We start from the raw sequence: 16,612 nt of genomic DNA on the forward strand, positions 1-16,612 counted from the left end.
CCCAATTTTAGCGTTTGTCGAGTGGAACCCAGTCAATCACCCATGCGGACTTCATGCCGAGGCTCGCATCTGAAGTAATCTTCTTGCGGGCTGCATCGGCAGTATCACGGTCTTTGGATGGCCCCACCATAATCCGTACGCCTTTAGAGGTTGGACTTTTAGTGACCTTATAGCCCTTGGCACGAAGCTTAGCCGCCAGTGCATCCGCATTGGCTTCATTGGCAGCCAATGCCACCTGTACCATCCACTGCTTATCGCCATGTTCAAGCAAATCACGTGCTTTTTCAGCTTCCGCCTTTTTCTTGGCTTCATCAGCTTTACGCTTTTCATCTGCCTTACGTTTGTCTTCCGCTTTTTTCTCAGCATCTGCTTTACGTTCGGCTTCTTTTTTCGCTTCAGCCTTACGCTCGTCTTCTGCTTTACGTTTAGCCTCAGCTTCTCGCTTAGCTTTATCTTCAAGTGCTTGCTTTTCTGCTAAGGCTTTTTGCTCAGCCAGTTTTTTTGTAGCCGCTGCTTTTTCAGCTTCAGTACGCGCTTGCAGCTTTTGCTGTTCCAACTTCTTTACTTCAGCCGCTTTGTCCGCAGCAATTCGCAGTTGCTTGGCTTTTTCATCTTCAACCAATTCTGGTGGAATGTTGTCCGAGCTTTGCTGTGCAGCATTACGGTGCGCATTCAACGCAGCATATTCTTCTGCTGCTTTACGTGCAGCATCTGCTTCGGCTTGCTGTTGCATTGCTAAAAATTCCGCCGCACGAGCTTCTTGTTCAGCAACCGATTTTTCACGTGCTACACGTTGTTGTTCCAGTAAACGCTTTTCTGTTTCAACATCAACCGTTAACGGCTGAAGTTGAACCAACTCACCTTCAGCATTGCGTTGCACATTTTGTGTGACTAGCTCTGGTGCTTTAATATTATTTTGATGTATTTCTTCTTTGCCTTTAAGCAGTAATGCCGCCAAAAGGACACCACCACCTAATAAAACAACGCCACCCATCCAACGTTGTTTGCTATTCATTGACATTCTTCCAAATACTCCCATACCGCTTCTAAGGTATGAAATGAACCACATACCAAAATCAGCTGATTATTCTTTGTTTCGTCGAGCGCTGATTTAAAAGCCAATTTCACACTGTCAAAGTGCTGCACATGTTGCCCTTGCAGCGCTTGATCCAATTGTTCAATTGGAGCTGCACGCGGGACAGTTAATGCCGCAATTTTCCACATTTGTATGGAATCTTTCAATAACTCTGTGACAGATTTCACATCTTTATCTGCCAACATCGAGAAAACACTGACTACTTCAGTGTACTGTTTATTGTATTTTAGGAAATTTCGCAATTGATTTAATAAAAAAGCAACACCATGCGGGTTATGCCCTGCATCAAAAATTACCGTTTTGTTCTGTATTTGGCGAATTTCAAAACGACCTTGCAATTTTGCATTTTGAATTCCTTCAGAAATAGCCGCTTGAGTGACAGTTAAACCACTCAATAAAACAGCAGCAACAGCTGTTGAAATATTCTCAACCGCCAATGTGCCGAGAGGTAAATTTAAAGTGGTGCCGCTGGATGCAAACATCCATGACTGACCATGCTCACTGCGTTGATAAAAATAGTCACGATTCACTGCATAAAGTTTTGCAGCACAAGCATCCGCTTTATCGATAATCGCTTGAGGGATTTGTTGTAAGCCGCCAAACACCACAGGAATATTGGGACGGATAATGCCTGCCTTTTCAAAGGCAATCTTTTCAATGGTATCGCCCAGCCAGTCAGTATGGTCTAAACCAATATTGGTGATCACCGCAACATCGGGTTCAATCACGTTGACCACATCTAAGCGACCGCCCAGACCGACTTCAAGGACCCAAACATCACATGCTTGGTCTTTAAAAATGACAAAAGCCGCGAGTGTGGTCGCCTCAAAGAACGAGAGGCTTAAACTACAATCACGGCGCGCTTGATCCACTTGTACAAAAGCATCGACCAAGCTTTGGTTATCGACCTCTACACCACGCAATTTAACCCGTTCATTAAAACGGTAAATATGTGGTGACTGATACAGTCCCACCTTATAGCCTTGCGCATTTAAAATGGCAGCCAGTGTGGTGGTGGTCGAACCTTTTCCATTGGTTCCCGCTACAGTTAAAACTTTGGCATCGGGACGCGTTACACCGAGCTTTTCAGCTACAGGAATGACCCGTTCCAATCCTAAATCAATCCCCGTAACATGAACATGGCCCCAATAATCGAGCCATGTTTCTAAAGAGTCTGTTGCAAGTGGTGCTGTGTTCAAGACAAATTCATCAGTTTCGCGACAATACGATAAACTGTATCACGTAATGCGTGACGGTGAACAATTTGATCGATTACACCATGATCAAGCAAGTATTCCGCACGTTGGAACGGCTCTTCCAGCTTTTCACGCACAGTTTGTTCAATGACACGTTTACCCGCAAAACCAATCATCGCTTTCGGCTCTGCAATATGTACATCACCGAGCATTGCTAAAGATGCGGTTACACCACCATAAACAGGATGGGTCAACACCACCAAATAAGGTAAGCCAGCATCTTTCATTTTTTGGATGGCCGCTGAAGTACGCGCCATTTGCATCAAAGACAACATGCCTTCTTGCATACGCGCACCGCCTGAAGCAGCAAAGCAAATCAGAGGTTGCTTGTCCGCAATGGCTTTTTCAGCCGCTTGCACAAAACGGTCACCAACAACCGTACCCATTGAACCACCCATGAAGTCAAATTCAAAGGCACAGGCAACCAAAGGAATACCTTTGAGTAAACCTTGCATCACGACCAAGGCTTCAGTTTCACCTGTTTTGGTCTGTGCTTCACTCATACGCGCTGGATATGGCTTTGAGTCGACAAATTTCAACGGATCTTTGGCTTTAAATTCTTGTCCCAATTCTGTTTGCACTTGATCAAAGAACCAATTCAAACGATCACGGGCTTTCATACGCAAATGTTCATCACACTGTGGGCAAACATACGCGTTAAATGACATTGCAGTACGTGTAACAAGTGCATGGCACTCAGGGCATTCAATCGTTGGTTCTGTAAACGTCGCCTTGAGTGAGGTTTGCTCATCAGGTACTTGAATACCGGGTACACCACGTTCAGTCCATGGCGTCGATGGGCTTAGGATTTTCCCTGATTTAACATCTTGACTCATACTAACTCATCGAGCGCTGCTCGAAGCTCCTTGACTTTATTAACCGTTTCAACCACGGCTTGTTCTGGTGCTAAGCTTGCAAATTGCTTAACAAAAGCACTACCAACAATCACAGCATCAGCCACTCCGCCCATTGCTTTGGCAGATGTCGCATCACTGATCCCAAAACCAACACCGACAGGAATATCTGTTTCTGCTTTAATTTTCGCAATTCGGTTTGCAGCTTCAGCAACGTCTAAAGTTGCTGCACCTGTGACCCCTTTTAAAGACACGTAATAGATGAAACCACTCGCCTGTTTCACCACATGTTTAATGCGTTCGTCCGTTGACGTTGGCGCTAGTAAAAAGATTTGATCCATATCAAATTGCTTCAATACAACATCAAGCTCTGCTGCTTCTTCTGGTGGTAAGTCCACCAGTAGAATGCCATCGACACCACATGCATGCGCAGTCGATACAAACTTTTCATAACCAATGACTTCAACAGGATTCAGATAACCCATTAATACGACTGGGGTCTCTTGATCCTTTTGACGGAACTCTTTGACCATATTCAAAGCGTCTAAGGTATTGGTGCCACCTGCCAATGCGCGTTCTGCTGCAAGGGCAATCACAGGACCATCTGCCATAGGGTCTGAAAATGGAAGACCGAGTTCAATCACATCTACACCCGCCTCGACCATCTGATGTAACAAAGGAACTGTTACCTGTGGATGAGGGTCACCAGCCATAACATAAGAAACCAAAGCTTTACGCTGTTGAGATTTAAGCTGTCCAAAACGAGTGGCTAAACGTGACATAGGGTTGTGCTTTCCTTAACTTGTTTAAAATTAAAACTACTGAGGAGTTGGCTTTGTAAAAATACAAGACGCTGCATTGTAACGCTATTTTTTACTCATTGAATAGAGCACATCGCGTTCGCATTCCAATTCATTTTTCGTCAAATATTTTCAGAACAACCGTAAAGCACCATTTACTGATATTTCGGTTTTTTTCTCAATGATCAAAGATGCCTAATTTTAGGAAATACCAAAATGTCTAAGTTTTAGATAAACTTATTTTTATTTGAAAAAAAATGATAAAAATAGGCGGTTTAGCTTTTACATTTAAAGTTTTATGAAATAGCAAAACCTGCATTATACTACGCACATTCTTTCATTTCCCTATCTCCTATGACCACCGATAACTCAGGTTTAGTGCAAGCACGTGCGCTTGCGCTGTTACCGCTTATTGTTTTTTTAGCCATTTTCTTAGGCAGTGGTATTTACCATTCTGTGATTGGAACCGAGTTTGCGTTCTATCAAATGAAAGCGCCTGTTGCGGCCATTCCTGCCATTATCTTGGCGGTGTTGATTTACCGCGGTGAGCTGAATCAAGGCATCGAAACCTTTCTGCGCGGTGCAAGTCACCCGAACCTCATCTTAATGTTTATGGTGTTCATGCTGGCAGGTGCATTTGCCAGTACCACCAACGCCATTGGTAGTGTTGAAGCCACAGTACAAATGGGCTTGTCTGCAATTCCACCCGCCTTTGTGTTACCGATGCTATTTATTATTTCAGCGTTCATTGCAACAGCAATGGGCACCTCGATGGGCACCATTGCGGCCTGTGCACCGATTGCCTTTGGTTTCTCTCAAGCCACCGATATTGCTGCTGTCTATGCCATAGGTGCGGTCGTGGGCGGTGCGATGTTTGGTGATAACCTATCGATGATTTCGGATACCACCATTGCAGCCACCACCAGTCAAAAAGTTCAACTTCGAGACAAGTTTCGCGTCAATGTCTGGATTGCAGTACCTGCGGCTTTAATCACAATCGCGATTTATGTCTTTAGTATTCACCAAACCGAAACCGTTCAGTCGAAAGACTTTAATCCTTGGCTAGTATTACCCTATGTGGTGGTATTTTTCCTCGCATTCAGTCGTTTACACGTGCTTGCGGTACTTACAGTCGGTGTAGTGCTCTCTGGGGTGATGGGACTGATTACACAGCCAGAATTTACGGTCATTCAACTCAACACAGCCATCTATGATGGTTTTGTCGGTATGTTTGAAGTCGCTTTACTGTCGATGTTCTTGGGCGGTCTTTCGACCATTATGCAAAAAGAAGGTGGTCTCGACTGGCTTATTCAACGCATTTACAGCCTCACCCGTTTATTTAAAGTGGATCGTGAGCGCGCAGGTGAAATCGGATTGAGCTTTTTGGTGGTTTTCTCCAACATTTTTGTGGCCAACAATACTGTAGCGATTATTTTATCGGGAGATATGGCACGTGAAGTCGCGAAAGAATATGGCGTAGACCCCAAACGTGCAGCCGCTTTGCTCGACATCTTTTCATGTGTTGTACAAGGGCTTATTCCCTATGGTGCACAGCTTCTATTGGCCTGCTCAATTGCAAAGCTTTCGCCAGTTGAACTCATCGGCAGCATTTACTACTGTTGGATACTGGCAATTTTTGCCATCCTTGCGATTGCATTCCGTTTTCCACGACTGAAATCAGTCTGATCATTGCATACATTTCAGCGCCTCCCCAAAGGCGCTTTTTTTATGCCAGCTGTTATTTCAGTTGTCGTTTCAACTGTAATAATGTCTGTCCACTGTGCTGTTTATAGGCACGCGCTAAAGCAGACTGTCCCGAATAGCCGAGTTGTAAGGCGATTTCAGTTAAACTCAAACCTTGTTGTAAGAGATATTCACATCGTTTCATGCGCTCTGACTCAAGTACCCGCTTAAATGAACTATCCCAGTCTTGCAACTGGCGTTGTAAGGTCCGCGTTGACAGGTGTAATTCATTAGCAATCTGTTCAATTTTAGGAGCTTCCGCATGTGCTTTAAGATAATCAGCCACGGCGCTATGAATCTGTTGTAATACGCTCTCATAACGAGGCTTGAGGGCAATTGCTACCTCTGCTTGTTTCAGTAAAAGCTGCGTTAAGGAAGGATCAGCAAAACCCGATTTTAAAGTCAAACTGTCCACACTCATCACATAGGCATAGCAGGCTTGATTAAAGCTCACTTCACAACCATAAAATTTTAGATAATGATACTGTGCCATCTGGGCTGGATGCGCCATTTGGATTTTTAAGATTTGTAATTGATCGGGGAAAATTTTCTTGGCCAAATGCACAATAGATGCCATGGTCATTTCATTCAGTGAAGCATATTTCTCATTGAGAAAAGGCCAAGTCAGCCAAATTTCATTGCCCCTTTGCTGCATCTGCATGGGACTAACTTCTGCACCATCAATCACCAAACGACTAAAACGCATCACATAACTCAGTGCTTCAGCCACGCTATTACTGCGTGTGGCCATATAGCCCAAAACACCAAAATGCTCAGGTTGAATAAATTTTGCCATCTCCATAATCAACTGAGGACAATCCAATTGCTCTCGCGTCAGTTGTAAAATCGTTTGAAAGAACGAAAATGGTGATTGGGTATCGATTGGCAGTTGTAATACATGCTCTAATTCATACTGATATTGCGCTAAAAAACCGAGTTGATGAAAATCAATTCCTTGCTCTATGAGATACATATTCCAGAGCTGAAAATAACCATTGGGGATTTGTAACTCTTGCATGATAGCCCACCCACTATTTGACATGCGATATTTTCACATTGGCGTAAAATGTATAAAAAATGGCAATATCTGTCAAAACAAACTGCATTTTCTCCGACATACTGCAATCATCCAAGGCAAATGAAGTAAAACAAAATGAATGCCATTGTTACAACCCCTGTTGAACCGATTGTGCGAACTCAACTTAATTTTAAGCTCGATGAAGTGCCCCGTTTTTGGTTTGGCGGCGACCCATTCCTTACGCGCATGTTCGATGCACTCAGCCTCACTTTCCCCGATGGAGAACGCTATTTTATTCAAAGCGTGCGTTTGTTTCGGGACCAAATTACAGACCCAAGCTTAGCGGCTCGTGTAAGCGATTTTATTAAGCAGGAAGCACAGCATGGCATTGCCCATGACAAAATGAATCAGGTCATGCGAGAACAAGGCATGCCTGTCGATCAGTTTATTCAGCGTTTAAATAAAATCTTCAAGTTCGAATTAAGCAAACGCTCGCCGCAATACAACATTGCCATGACGGCTGCGGCAGAACATTTAACCGCACTGATGGCCGAAACTTTTTATAGCCATAAAGCCACGTTGGCTGAGGCCCACCCCTATGTACGTGCTTTATTTGCATGGCATGCAATTGAAGAAATGGAACACCGCGATGTCGCGTTTGATGTGATGAAACAAGTCGGACATGTGCCTGAAGCGACGCGTCTATTTGCATTGGCCTTTACCACGGTGATGATGTTTGGTTTCACCACCTATCGTGCAGATGTCATGCTCAAACATGATGGCTTTAACCGTATTCAGCGCTTGCAAATGATGCGTAAAGGGCTGCCATGGTTCTTTGGGGAAAAAGGGATACTGTCTCGGATGCGTGGTCAATATCTCGATTGGTTTAAGAAAGACTTTCATCCCAATCAACATCCTGTGATTGCTCAGTATAAAGTTTGGATCGACACCCTAGCAGAAAGTCATGATCCGATTTTAGCGGGTGAAGCTTTTTGGCAAGCTGGGAAATAATTCAGTAAGCGCAACAAATATACACTTTGGATGAGTTTAGGTATCATACGCCATCTTAAAACATGGGTATATGAAGTTGAATTTGTATGTCCGATTACATCCGAAGTTAAAAATGTCGTTTAAATTCAAACTCCGCGTTCTTGGTTATTTGATCATGGTCAATGCAGTGATCTCGATGCTTATTGCTTGCAGATATTTCCTGTATTTATCTGAGTTTCCAACAGATTTATTGGGATTCAGTTTCTTATTTACTGGAACATTCTCGCACATGACTGTGCTTGCTTCATTGATTGGCTTGATCTTGATTCCGAGCTTATTTCTACCCAATACGCTACGTCATATTACGCAAGCAAGTATTGCTAGCTTGGCACTCATTGCACTGATCATAGATACCTTTGTTTACGCACAGTACCGTTTCCATATCAATACCGTCATGCTGGAACTGGTGATGTCAGGTCAGGTTGTGAGTTTCTCAATCTCAACATGGCTGATGGTCATTGCTGCGATTGCCTGTATTTTTGCAGCACAATTTTACTTGATCCGATTCTTAGAGAAAAAATTACCCACTTTTTCATGGAGCATTGGTAAAAAGTTTACAGGCTTAGTGTTTGTTGCTTTACTTTTAAGTAATGGTATTCACGTTTGGGCTGCAGCACATGTGTATCAACCAGTAACCATGACACAACGCTATTTACCGATGTTTTATCCGATGACCTCGAATAAAACCATGAAAAAGTACGGCTGGATTGATGAAGAAGCCTTAGAAAAACAAAAGGCTATGTCTTTAGAACGTAAAAGTGACCTGAATTATCCGCTGACGCCGATTGTTGGAGAAGCTCCAAAGCAACCCACCAATATTATGTTTATCGTGATTGATTCTTGGCGTGCAGACACATTTAATGCAGACAACTCACCAAACTTGTGGAATTATGCGCAGAACGGAAAGATTTTTAATCAACACTATTCAACAGGAAATGCCACACGCACAGGTATTTTTGGGATGTTCTATGGTATTCCTGGTACTTACTGGCATGGCATGATTGTGAACCGCCAAAGTCCAGTATTTATTGACCGTTTGCAAGCACTGAATTATCAACTGGGTTTATTTGCTGCTGCCAAATTAACCAACCCTGAATTCCATGAAACCGCGTTTTCAAAAGTGCCAAATTTACGTATTGGTTCTTCTGGCAAAGTGGCAGGTGGTCTTGATGAAGAATTAACGCAAGATTGGTTAAAATGGTATGAAAAAAGAGATCGAAACAAACCAACCTTTTCATTTTTATTTTATGACTCTCCACACGGATACAGCTTTCCTAAAGACTATCCACACCAGTACAAACCAATGCTGGATGAAGTCAATTATCTCAAGTTAAGTAATGATTCTGATCGTTCATTAATGATGAATCGTTATAAAACTAGTGTGCACTACGTCGACAGCATTGTGAAACAAGTTTTAGATAAACTCAAAGAAACAGGTGATGCAGAGAACACGTTGGTCATCATTACTGGCGACCACGGGCAAGAAGTGAATGATAATCTTCAAAACTTCTGGGGACATAATGGTAACTTTACCGACCCTCAAGTCAAAGTTCCCTTTGCAATCATTGGTCCGAAGATACAAACTGATGCGCTATGGAATAACCACGTTTTAACTAGCCATCAAGATATTGTTCCTACACTCATGAAAAACTATTTGGGTGTAACCACAAAAATTCACGACTATTCAGTGGGTGAAGATTTGTTGGGACCACAAATTCAACGTGATTGGATTTTAACCTCAAGCTATAGTAAATATGGCATTGTTACCCCTAAAAACATCTTAGAAGTGGGGGCTGTTGGGCAGTTCGAAATCTTAGATAAAAAGAATCAGCCAATGTCAGATCAAGAGCCAAACTATGCTCATGTTCAAGCAGCATTGGAGCAAATTAGTCGTTTTAATAAATAAAGGCAAAAGAAAAACCGGCATGATGCCGGTTTTTTATCACAGGTCTTTTACCACTTTGCATAGTGCTGTTCGAGCAATCCATATTCATTTAGCAATACAATCTCTTGATCACCCTGCTGAATCGTACCGCTAATCTTGGCTTGCCATTGACTAAACTGACTGCCCACAAGACGCAAATTTAGGTTTTCAAAACGGCGCCAACCCGTGGTCACAGTTAAATTTAAGCGTTCATCTAACGAGCGAATGCTCCAACGCCCTTCTTCTTCCATTTGGAATAGAACATCACTCACGGTATAGAGCTTTCCATTCATCCACAGACAGTTTTCATTGCCAAAACTTTCATTCACACCAGAGGCTAAGTTCAGACCAATACGCTTACCCTGTGCATCCCAAAAACTACAAGAGAGCCAAAACCAAGCTGTTTCCGGTCGGAGGAAGCCACAGGTGTCATCTAGCGCAGCCAAGGTCCGCTCATTAAACTGAATGATCTGCCCCGCTTTATTGGTAAAAAAACCCTCACACGCTAAGGTGGTCAGTTTATGGGTATAAGTCCAACCATTAATCCCTGTTGGACTACACATACTCAATGGATCAGTGCCTGCGCAGAAAATTCGGGCACTCAGCTTAATCTCACCATACTTGGTGACTTGAACATAGCGCACCCCATTGGCATGCTGAATTTCAATTTGAAACGGTGAATTTGCAAACACACTCTGGTTATACAAAGGCTGTTCATCTAAAACGGTTTTACGCGCCAGAAAATTCACGGCGTTCCATTCAAGTACTTCATTTTTAAGATGATCGTAAATATAAACGAAACCGTGTCCAGCCCAAGCAATATCAGCAATCGCTAAACCAATGGTGTAGTGTTCATGTTGAATGCTACAAAACTTAAATTTCTTATATTTTAGCTTTTTCCGCCAGCCAGTGAGCACTTCACCATATGGGGTTTTATACTGATACTTATTTAAATCAATGGTTTTTGGAAGTTCGCTAAACCGACCATAATGTGGTTGTCCGTTGGACTGAATCAAATCCATTGATGCTTTATCCTTAAGCAAAAGTTAATTAATATCCCTAAGCATATTATGCCTATAATTTTAAAGGTGAAAAGTATTTAGTTTGTTTTTTCATCAAATTGTTCGCTAAACCTACTCTCTTTCGTTTGAAGACACCACTTAAAAATTAAGAATGATCCAAACTTAATTTAACATCAGATATGTATTTTGCCAGATGTTTGCATCAAACTCAGCTTCAACCAAAGCCACATAACGTCCATGTATGCAATCAATCGCAATACAGTCATCGACGTCTAAAACACGATCTGTATGTTGCTTTTTCCACTTTTGATCAAAATGTTGTTTGCCAAGTTGTTTGGCTTCCGCTGCATGTGGAGCAACAACGAGTACATAACGATGCAACTCCCCAAATTCACGTGTGTCATAGCCACCTAAATTTATGAGCCACAATTTTTCATCTGTGACTTGAGGCTGAGCATCACTAAACTGTATTTGGTATTTTTTCCCTCGACTTTCAACACCATTTAGCCTTGCCCAAGCATCTATATGTAAGCCTTTTTGTTCACCAAACCATGCATGTTTAAGTTGCGGGTAACTGTCTTCTAAACTGTCAGCGACAGCAAACACAACATCATGGACTTCGGTATTGGCACGTGCATGACGACCACCTAGCATAACCATAAATAGGTTGGGCATTCTATTTCCTTTAAATTGATGAAGTTACTTTTCTTCTAAATGCTTCAATATCAAAGCTTTCTTTAGCATAAATTGCCGCCCCCTCAATTCCTCTAAAAATAGTAGCGGCATTGATTGAATAAACTGAACAATATTGTAAAAGTTCAGCAGCATATTTTTGGGGTAAAGAAATTTTTAATAATGCTTGTATCTTTTTATCAGCAACCAGCTCATTTAATAATTTAAGCTGTTTAATTCTTTTAGGTTTCTGTTCAAAAGTTAATGCTGTTCCTCTAACCAAGTTTTGACGAACTAAAGTAAAACAACCCAGTTGAGAAGATATATTTTGATTAGCACTTTTAGGAACTTCAATAATTTCAAAGTTTTTTTCAGTACCATTGCTCAGTAAATTTTCCTTTTCGGTATCAAATATCCAAACCGACAATAGATCATCAAATGATGGTTGTTTGATAGCTTGAGAAGCAGCGAAGTAACATGCAACCAACGGACTTTTTGTCCAATCTAAAAACTCTGTCCATACACCATAATGCTGGGCAAAAGCGATTAACTCATACAATTCAGCATGCGGCCATGCCTTAGTTTTAAAGACAACTGCACTATCGAACTCGTTAAAATGATTATCTCTTAAAGCTTTGGAATCGAAAGGAATTTTTGATGAATTTAAATCACAGCCGTTTATAAATTCCTTTAAACGTACCCAATACATAAAACAAAGTCCATCAAATGTGTTTGATAAAATTTGGTCTGCAGGTGAATGTCGGAATAAACTAGGCTCTAATTCCCAATTTGAATCTGCTTGACCGCGATAAATAAATTTACCATTCACACTTTCTAAGTATTGATTGATATTTTTTTTGTCTGGTCTAATGAGTTCAATAAATTCATCCACATTTTCTAAAATGATTTCTTTAAAACCAAATCCCTCCTTAATTTCCATATCCTCTCCATCAATTAATCAACAAAAATAAAGCCCCAAAAGGAGCTTTATTCAATAGTCATTGTGAATTACATCTCAACCATTTCCACGCCATCAATACGTGCCACAGTCATCAAATCTTTATCCCCACGACCAGAAACTGTCGCAATAATAATTTGATCCTTAGACATCGTTGGCGCAAGTTTAGTGACATAAGCCATCGCATGAGAACTTTCCAATGCCGGAATAATCCCTTCAATATGAGTCAAATCACGGAAACCTTGTAAAGCTTCATTGTCATTGATCGGCACATATTCAACACGATGCATATCTTTAAGGAAACTATGCTCAGGGCCTACACCTGGATAATCCAAGCCTGCTGAAATCGAATGCGTTTCAATGATTTGACCTTGTTCATCCGACATCAAATAAGTACGGTTACCGTGTAAAACTCCTACATGACCTGCATTCAATGGTGCAGAGTGTTTACCAGTTTCAATACCATAACCCGCAGCTTCAACACCATACATTTTCACATCAGCATCATTCAAAAATGGATAGAACAAGCCCATTGCATTTGAACCACCACCCACACATGCCACTAAAGCATCAGGTAAACGTCCTGCTTGCTCTTGAATTTGTTTACGAGCTTCACGACCAATAATTGACTGGAAGTCACGAACCAATTGTGGATATGGGTGCGGGCCTGCAACTGTACCAATCACATAGTAAGTTGAGTCAACATTAGTTACCCAGTCACGCATCGCTTCGTTCATAGCATCTTTCAATGTCTTTGAACCGCTTTCTACAGGCACAACTGTTGCACCTAACAAACGCATACGATACACATTCATGGCTTGACGTTTCACGTCTTCAGCACCCATGAACACCACACACTCAAGACCTAAACGCGCTGCGATGGTTGCCGTTGCGACACCGTGCTGACCTGCGCCAGTTTCAGCAATAATGCGTTTTTTACCTGACAGTTTTGCCAATAAAGCCTGACCAATGGTGTTGTTCACTTTATGTGAACCTGTATGATTCAGGTCTTCACGCTTTAAATAAATTTGCGCACCACCCAACTCTTTCGACCATCGCTCAGCATAATATAAAGGACTAGGACGACCTACATAGTAGGCGAGGTCACGGTCGAATTCTGCCAGAAACTGCTCATCATCCTTCATACGGAAATAGAGCTTTTCTAAGTCTTCTAATGCAGCCATTAGAGTTTCTGACACAAAACGTCCGCCATGGATACCAAAATGCCCACGTTCATCTGGGTATTGGGTATAGTCAATCACATTACTTTGCTGATCCACGATGGACTCCTTGCATGAAGTTTTCTATAAGTTGTTGGTCTTTTATACCTTTAGCGGATTCGACGCCTCCGCTGACATCTACAGCATAAGCCCCAGTCGTCTTTATAGCGTCTTCAACATTATCTGGGGTTAAACCGCCAGCTAAAATTAAAGGAATATCCAGTTTGGGGAATTGCGACCAGTCAAAACTATGTCCTGTTCCCCCTTTCAGTTCAGGATGCCATGCATCTAACAATACTGCACTTGCCCCTGCCTGTTGAAAGCGTTGAACTTCTGCCACCACATCCAGTTCAGGTTTCACTTGAATGGCTTTATACCAACGACGTTCCACTTGTGCCGCAATCGCCTGACAGTCTTCTGGTGTTTCATCACCATGAAACTGAATGATATCCAGCGCCACTTGTTTTAACACATCGGCAATGTCATCCGCAGTGGCATTCACAAAAAGCCCAACAGTTTGCACATAGGCAGGCACGTGTTGAATCAATTCTTTAGCTTGATCTGCACTTACATTGCGTGGACTAGGCCTGAAAAATACAAAACCAATCGCATCAGCCCCAGCATTGACCACAGCTTGAATATCTTGGCTACGGGTAATTCCACAAATTTTGGCACGGGTTCGCATAGGTTATGACTCTGGCTCAGCCCTATTTATAGCTGATCTATAAATATCTGGGCGAATCATTGTAATGCAATTTTTTCACCTTGCGTAAAGTTCATCCTGAAAAATCTTTACATCGATTGTTTAATTCGCATACAAACCGTATACTGCGCCCAAATGCAATAAGTCTGAGCATTTATGCTTTAGGGAAGTTGGTGCAAATCCAACACTGCCCCCGCAACGGTAAAACGAAACGTATATCTTTATAAGTATTTGCACTTACATCACTGCACTCGTGTGGGAAGATGGATATACCAATATTGTTCGCAATATTTATATTTAAGTCCGGAGACCTGCTTATTGCGCCATTTAACTCAATCATTCACGGGGGGTGAATGTATGGAGCCAGCATGTCAAATTTATGTCAGCCTACAGCTTTAGTGGGCGCAATCGCTATTGCGATGGGTTTCTCTACGTCTGTATCTGCACAAGACAACACGAATATTGTGAATGCCTCTTTAGAAACATTGGTTGTTACTGCATCACGTTCTGAAGAAAAGATTGAAAATGTTCCTGCACGTATTTCTGTGATTGATGAAAAAACCATTGAACAAAACCCCTTATTAAATATATCTGATGTAATTCAAAGAGATCCATCGATTTATATAAAACAAAGCGGTGGCTTAGGACAAATTTCTGAGATTTCACTTCGCGGCGCCAAATCAGTTCATACTTTGGTTCTTAAAGATGGTGCCCGCTTAAACAGTCAAAATGAACTTGCCCCACTCTATCCTGCATTTTTAGATACAACTGATGTTCAACAAGTTGAAATCTTAAAAGGGCCTGCATCTGTACAATATGGTAGTGATGCGATTGGTGGTGTAGTCCAATTAATTTCAAAAAAACCTGAGAAAACAGGTGCAGATTTAACTGGAATTTATGGGGAAAATAATACTTATAAAACAATTGCAAATGCCAATTTAGTTACCGATCAAGGTTTTTATGCAAAAATCGGTGGTCAACGCTTAGAAAGTGATGGCACACGCATTCTAGAAAGCCAACCTAAAAATGAAAAAGCTAGTTATGACCAAAAGGGCTATCACGCCAAAGTCGGTTTTTATCAAGAAAATACAATAGATGCTTCTGCTTCGATTAGTGAAAATAAGGGAACCAATATTTTCACTAATAATTATATTAGCAATACAGCTCAACGCCAATTTGAGAATCGTGTCATTAATGCAAAGCTTGCCTACAATATTTTGCCTGATTTAATCGTAAATGCACGTTATTCAAATGCGCAAGATAAGCAAAATGTACCCTCTTATGGTTCACGTTATGATACAGAAAATAATGAATCTGATTTAAACCTAAAATGGAAATTCACTCCAAATCAAAATATCTTAGTTGGTGCAACATATACGGATGCAAATTATCAAACCAATACAATTTTAAAAGGTGATCAGAGTGTTGATAGCATGGGCTATTACCTACAACACCAATTTAAAAATGAACAATTTGATACGCAATTTGGTGTCCGTTTAGAAGACAATGAGCGCTTTGGCAATCATACTGTTGGACAAGCTGCTGTTCGCTATCACTTCTTAACAAATGCAAGTGTTTATGCGAATATTGGGAGTGCATTTCGCGCACCAACCCTAAATGAAATGTACTCACAATGGGGGGGGAATATTGATTTAAAACCAGAGGAAAGTACTTCTTATGAAGTTGGTGCTGACTATCAATTGAATCAAAATTTACTTGCAAATGTTTCACTTTATCAAAATGAAGTTAAGAATTTAATTTCATCTCAATGTATCGCAACCTGTGATGGTGATTGGGTAACAACTTTTCCTGTTTATCAAAACTTAAACGTTAATAAAGCCACATTTAAAGGTGGTGAATTAGGTCTAAAATGGCAACAAGATGATTACTTCATTTCAACTCAATATGCCTATGTAAAAACTGAAAATAAAGAAACTGGGTTAGAAATAGCTTACAGACCAAAAAATACTGTTACCCTAACAACTGGTTTAGAGAACTCTATCTACGGTATCAATATTTCAGCGATTGCTCGTTCAAAATCAAACGCATCAAATACTGCAAATCCTATTCAAGTACCTGGCTATGCGACGATGGATTTCAACGCCTTTTGGAATATTAATCCAAATGTAAAAGTCTTTACCAACATTCAAAACCTTTGGGATAATCAGTACCACCAAGTATCTCGATCTGCAACAGATTGGTACATCAACGGTGGCCGCCTAGCTTCCGCAGGAGTCACTTTCCGTTATTAATTTAACTTAAAGACTCAAAAAAATTTAAAAACAGCGCAGTTTAT

General features: G+C 41.3%; 14 protein-coding genes and 1 riboswitch. Of the genes, 4 read left to right on the plus strand and 10 right to left on the minus strand.

Features of this window, described 5'->3' with window-relative positions; all coding sequences use genetic code 11:
• Positions 1–7: 7 nt before the first annotated feature.
• The 4 genes from AC4CUX_RS04065 to trpA are packed head-to-tail and all read right to left on the minus strand — an operon-like array spanning position 8 to position 3,988.
• Positions 8–1,021: an SPOR domain-containing protein gene (locus tag AC4CUX_RS04065; RefSeq protein ID WP_373863460.1), complete on the minus strand. Its 1,014-nt coding sequence runs from the start codon at positions 1,019–1,021 to the stop codon at positions 8–10.
• Positions 1,012–2,295, minus strand: coding sequence for a bifunctional tetrahydrofolate synthase/dihydrofolate synthase (gene folC, locus AC4CUX_RS04070; RefSeq protein WP_114837530.1), 1,284 nt, complete (start codon positions 2,293–2,295; stop codon positions 1,012–1,014). Before folC ends, AC4CUX_RS04065 begins: the two co-directional genes overlap by 10 nt.
• Entirely contained in the window at positions 2,292–3,188 is an 897-nt protein-coding gene (gene accD / locus AC4CUX_RS04075; RefSeq protein WP_004697788.1) for an acetyl-CoA carboxylase, carboxyltransferase subunit beta, read from the minus strand. Before accD ends, folC begins: the two co-directional genes overlap by 4 nt.
• Positions 3,185–3,988: a tryptophan synthase subunit alpha gene (gene trpA, locus AC4CUX_RS04080; RefSeq protein WP_004983629.1), complete on the minus strand. Its 804-nt coding sequence runs from the start codon at positions 3,986–3,988 to the stop codon at positions 3,185–3,187. The genes accD and trpA overlap by 4 nt, the downstream gene beginning before the upstream one ends.
• 372 nt (positions 3,989–4,360) lie before the next feature.
• Between trpA and AC4CUX_RS04085 the strand changes: the two genes are divergently transcribed.
• Positions 4,361–5,692, plus strand: coding sequence for a Na+/H+ antiporter NhaC family protein (locus AC4CUX_RS04085; RefSeq protein ID WP_490792203.1), 1,332 nt, complete (start codon positions 4,361–4,363; stop codon positions 5,690–5,692).
• A gap of 52 nt (positions 5,693–5,744) precedes the next feature.
• Here the strand turns inward: AC4CUX_RS04085 and AC4CUX_RS04090 are convergent, their stop codons facing one another.
• A complete protein-coding gene (locus AC4CUX_RS04090; RefSeq protein WP_078388455.1) occupies positions 5,745–6,767 on the minus strand; it encodes an AraC family transcriptional regulator in 1,023 nt (340 codons plus the stop codon).
• 135 nt (positions 6,768–6,902) lie between these two features.
• Here AC4CUX_RS04090 and AC4CUX_RS04095 point away from each other — a divergent pair, with 135 nt between their 5' ends.
• Together AC4CUX_RS04095 and AC4CUX_RS04100 are read left to right on the plus strand one after the other, a co-directional pair.
• On the plus strand, positions 6,903–7,778 hold the full coding sequence (locus AC4CUX_RS04095; protein ID WP_078388456.1) for a metal-dependent hydrolase: 876 nt from the start codon (positions 6,903–6,905) through the stop codon (positions 7,776–7,778).
• Between the two features lie 112 nt (positions 7,779–7,890).
• Positions 7,891–9,723 (plus strand): DUF3413 domain-containing protein, encoded by a 1,833-nt coding sequence (locus AC4CUX_RS04100; RefSeq protein WP_171263835.1) that lies wholly within the window; start codon positions 7,891–7,893, stop codon positions 9,721–9,723.
• Between the two features lie 47 nt (positions 9,724–9,770).
• On the opposite strand, the gene AC4CUX_RS04105 is transcribed toward AC4CUX_RS04100, so the two are convergent.
• The 5 genes from AC4CUX_RS04105 to AC4CUX_RS04125 form a co-directional block, all read right to left on the minus strand.
• Positions 9,771–10,763: a DUF2804 domain-containing protein gene (locus AC4CUX_RS04105; protein WP_078388458.1), complete on the minus strand. Its 993-nt coding sequence runs from the start codon at positions 10,761–10,763 to the stop codon at positions 9,771–9,773.
• Positions 10,764–10,925: 162 nt separating this feature from the next.
• On the minus strand, positions 10,926–11,438 hold the full coding sequence (locus AC4CUX_RS04110) for a DUF1543 domain-containing protein (protein ID WP_490792204.1): 513 nt from the start codon (positions 11,436–11,438) through the stop codon (positions 10,926–10,928).
• Between the two features lie 10 nt (positions 11,439–11,448).
• Positions 11,449–12,375 carry an FRG domain-containing protein gene (locus AC4CUX_RS04115; RefSeq protein WP_078388460.1) on the minus strand — a complete coding sequence of 309 codons (927 nt, stop codon included), beginning with the start codon at positions 12,373–12,375 and terminating at the stop codon, positions 11,449–11,451.
• A gap of 68 nt (positions 12,376–12,443) precedes the next feature.
• Entirely contained in the window at positions 12,444–13,673 is a 1,230-nt protein-coding gene (gene trpB / locus AC4CUX_RS04120; protein WP_086210407.1) for a tryptophan synthase subunit beta, read from the minus strand.
• Positions 13,657–14,298 carry a phosphoribosylanthranilate isomerase gene (locus tag AC4CUX_RS04125; protein WP_176538254.1) on the minus strand — a complete coding sequence of 214 codons (642 nt, stop codon included), beginning with the start codon at positions 14,296–14,298 and terminating at the stop codon, positions 13,657–13,659. The genes trpB and AC4CUX_RS04125 overlap by 17 nt, the downstream gene beginning before the upstream one ends.
• Before the next feature lie 143 nt (positions 14,299–14,441).
• Positions 14,442–14,649: riboswitch (cobalamin riboswitch) on the plus strand.
• A gap of 35 nt (positions 14,650–14,684) precedes the next feature.
• On the opposite strand from AC4CUX_RS04125, the gene AC4CUX_RS04130 reads away from it, so the two are divergent.
• Complete coding sequence (locus tag AC4CUX_RS04130; RefSeq protein ID WP_176538255.1) at positions 14,685–16,568, plus strand: TonB-dependent receptor plug domain-containing protein; 1,884 nt, start codon at positions 14,685–14,687, stop codon at positions 16,566–16,568.
• Positions 16,569–16,612 lie beyond the last annotated feature (44 nt).

Source organism: Acinetobacter sp. 231_lipA, assembly GCF_058243005.1.

Coding starts and splice junctions, on each gene's coding strand:
- AC4CUX_RS04065 (WP_373863460.1), bottom strand. CDS start 1,021: ATGTCAATGAATAGCAAACAACGTTGGATGGGTGGCGTTGTTTTATTA.
- AC4CUX_RS04110 (WP_490792204.1), bottom strand. CDS start 11,438: ATGCCCAACCTATTTATGGTTATGCTAGGTGGTCGTCATGCACGTGCC.
- AC4CUX_RS04095 (WP_078388456.1), top strand. CDS start 6,903: ATGAATGCCATTGTTACAACCCCTGTTGAACCGATTGTGCGAACTCAA.
- AC4CUX_RS04105 (WP_078388458.1), bottom strand. CDS start 10,763: ATGGATTTGATTCAGTCCAACGGACAACCACATTATGGTCGGTTTAGC.
- trpA (WP_004983629.1), bottom strand. CDS start 3,988: ATGTCACGTTTAGCCACTCGTTTTGGACAGCTTAAATCTCAACAGCGT.
- AC4CUX_RS04130 (WP_176538255.1), top strand. CDS start 14,685: ATGTCAAATTTATGTCAGCCTACAGCTTTAGTGGGCGCAATCGCTATT.
- AC4CUX_RS04085 (WP_490792203.1), top strand. CDS start 4,361: ATGACCACCGATAACTCAGGTTTAGTGCAAGCACGTGCGCTTGCGCTG.
- AC4CUX_RS04100 (WP_171263835.1), top strand. CDS start 7,891: ATGTCGTTTAAATTCAAACTCCGCGTTCTTGGTTATTTGATCATGGTC.
- AC4CUX_RS04090 (WP_078388455.1), bottom strand. CDS start 6,767: ATGCAAGAGTTACAAATCCCCAATGGTTATTTTCAGCTCTGGAATATG.
- AC4CUX_RS04115 (WP_078388460.1), bottom strand. CDS start 12,375: ATGGAAATTAAGGAGGGATTTGGTTTTAAAGAAATCATTTTAGAAAAT.
- AC4CUX_RS04125 (WP_176538254.1), bottom strand. CDS start 14,298: ATGCGAACCCGTGCCAAAATTTGTGGAATTACCCGTAGCCAAGATATT.
- accD (WP_004697788.1), bottom strand. CDS start 3,188: ATGAGTCAAGATGTTAAATCAGGGAAAATCCTAAGCCCATCGACGCCA.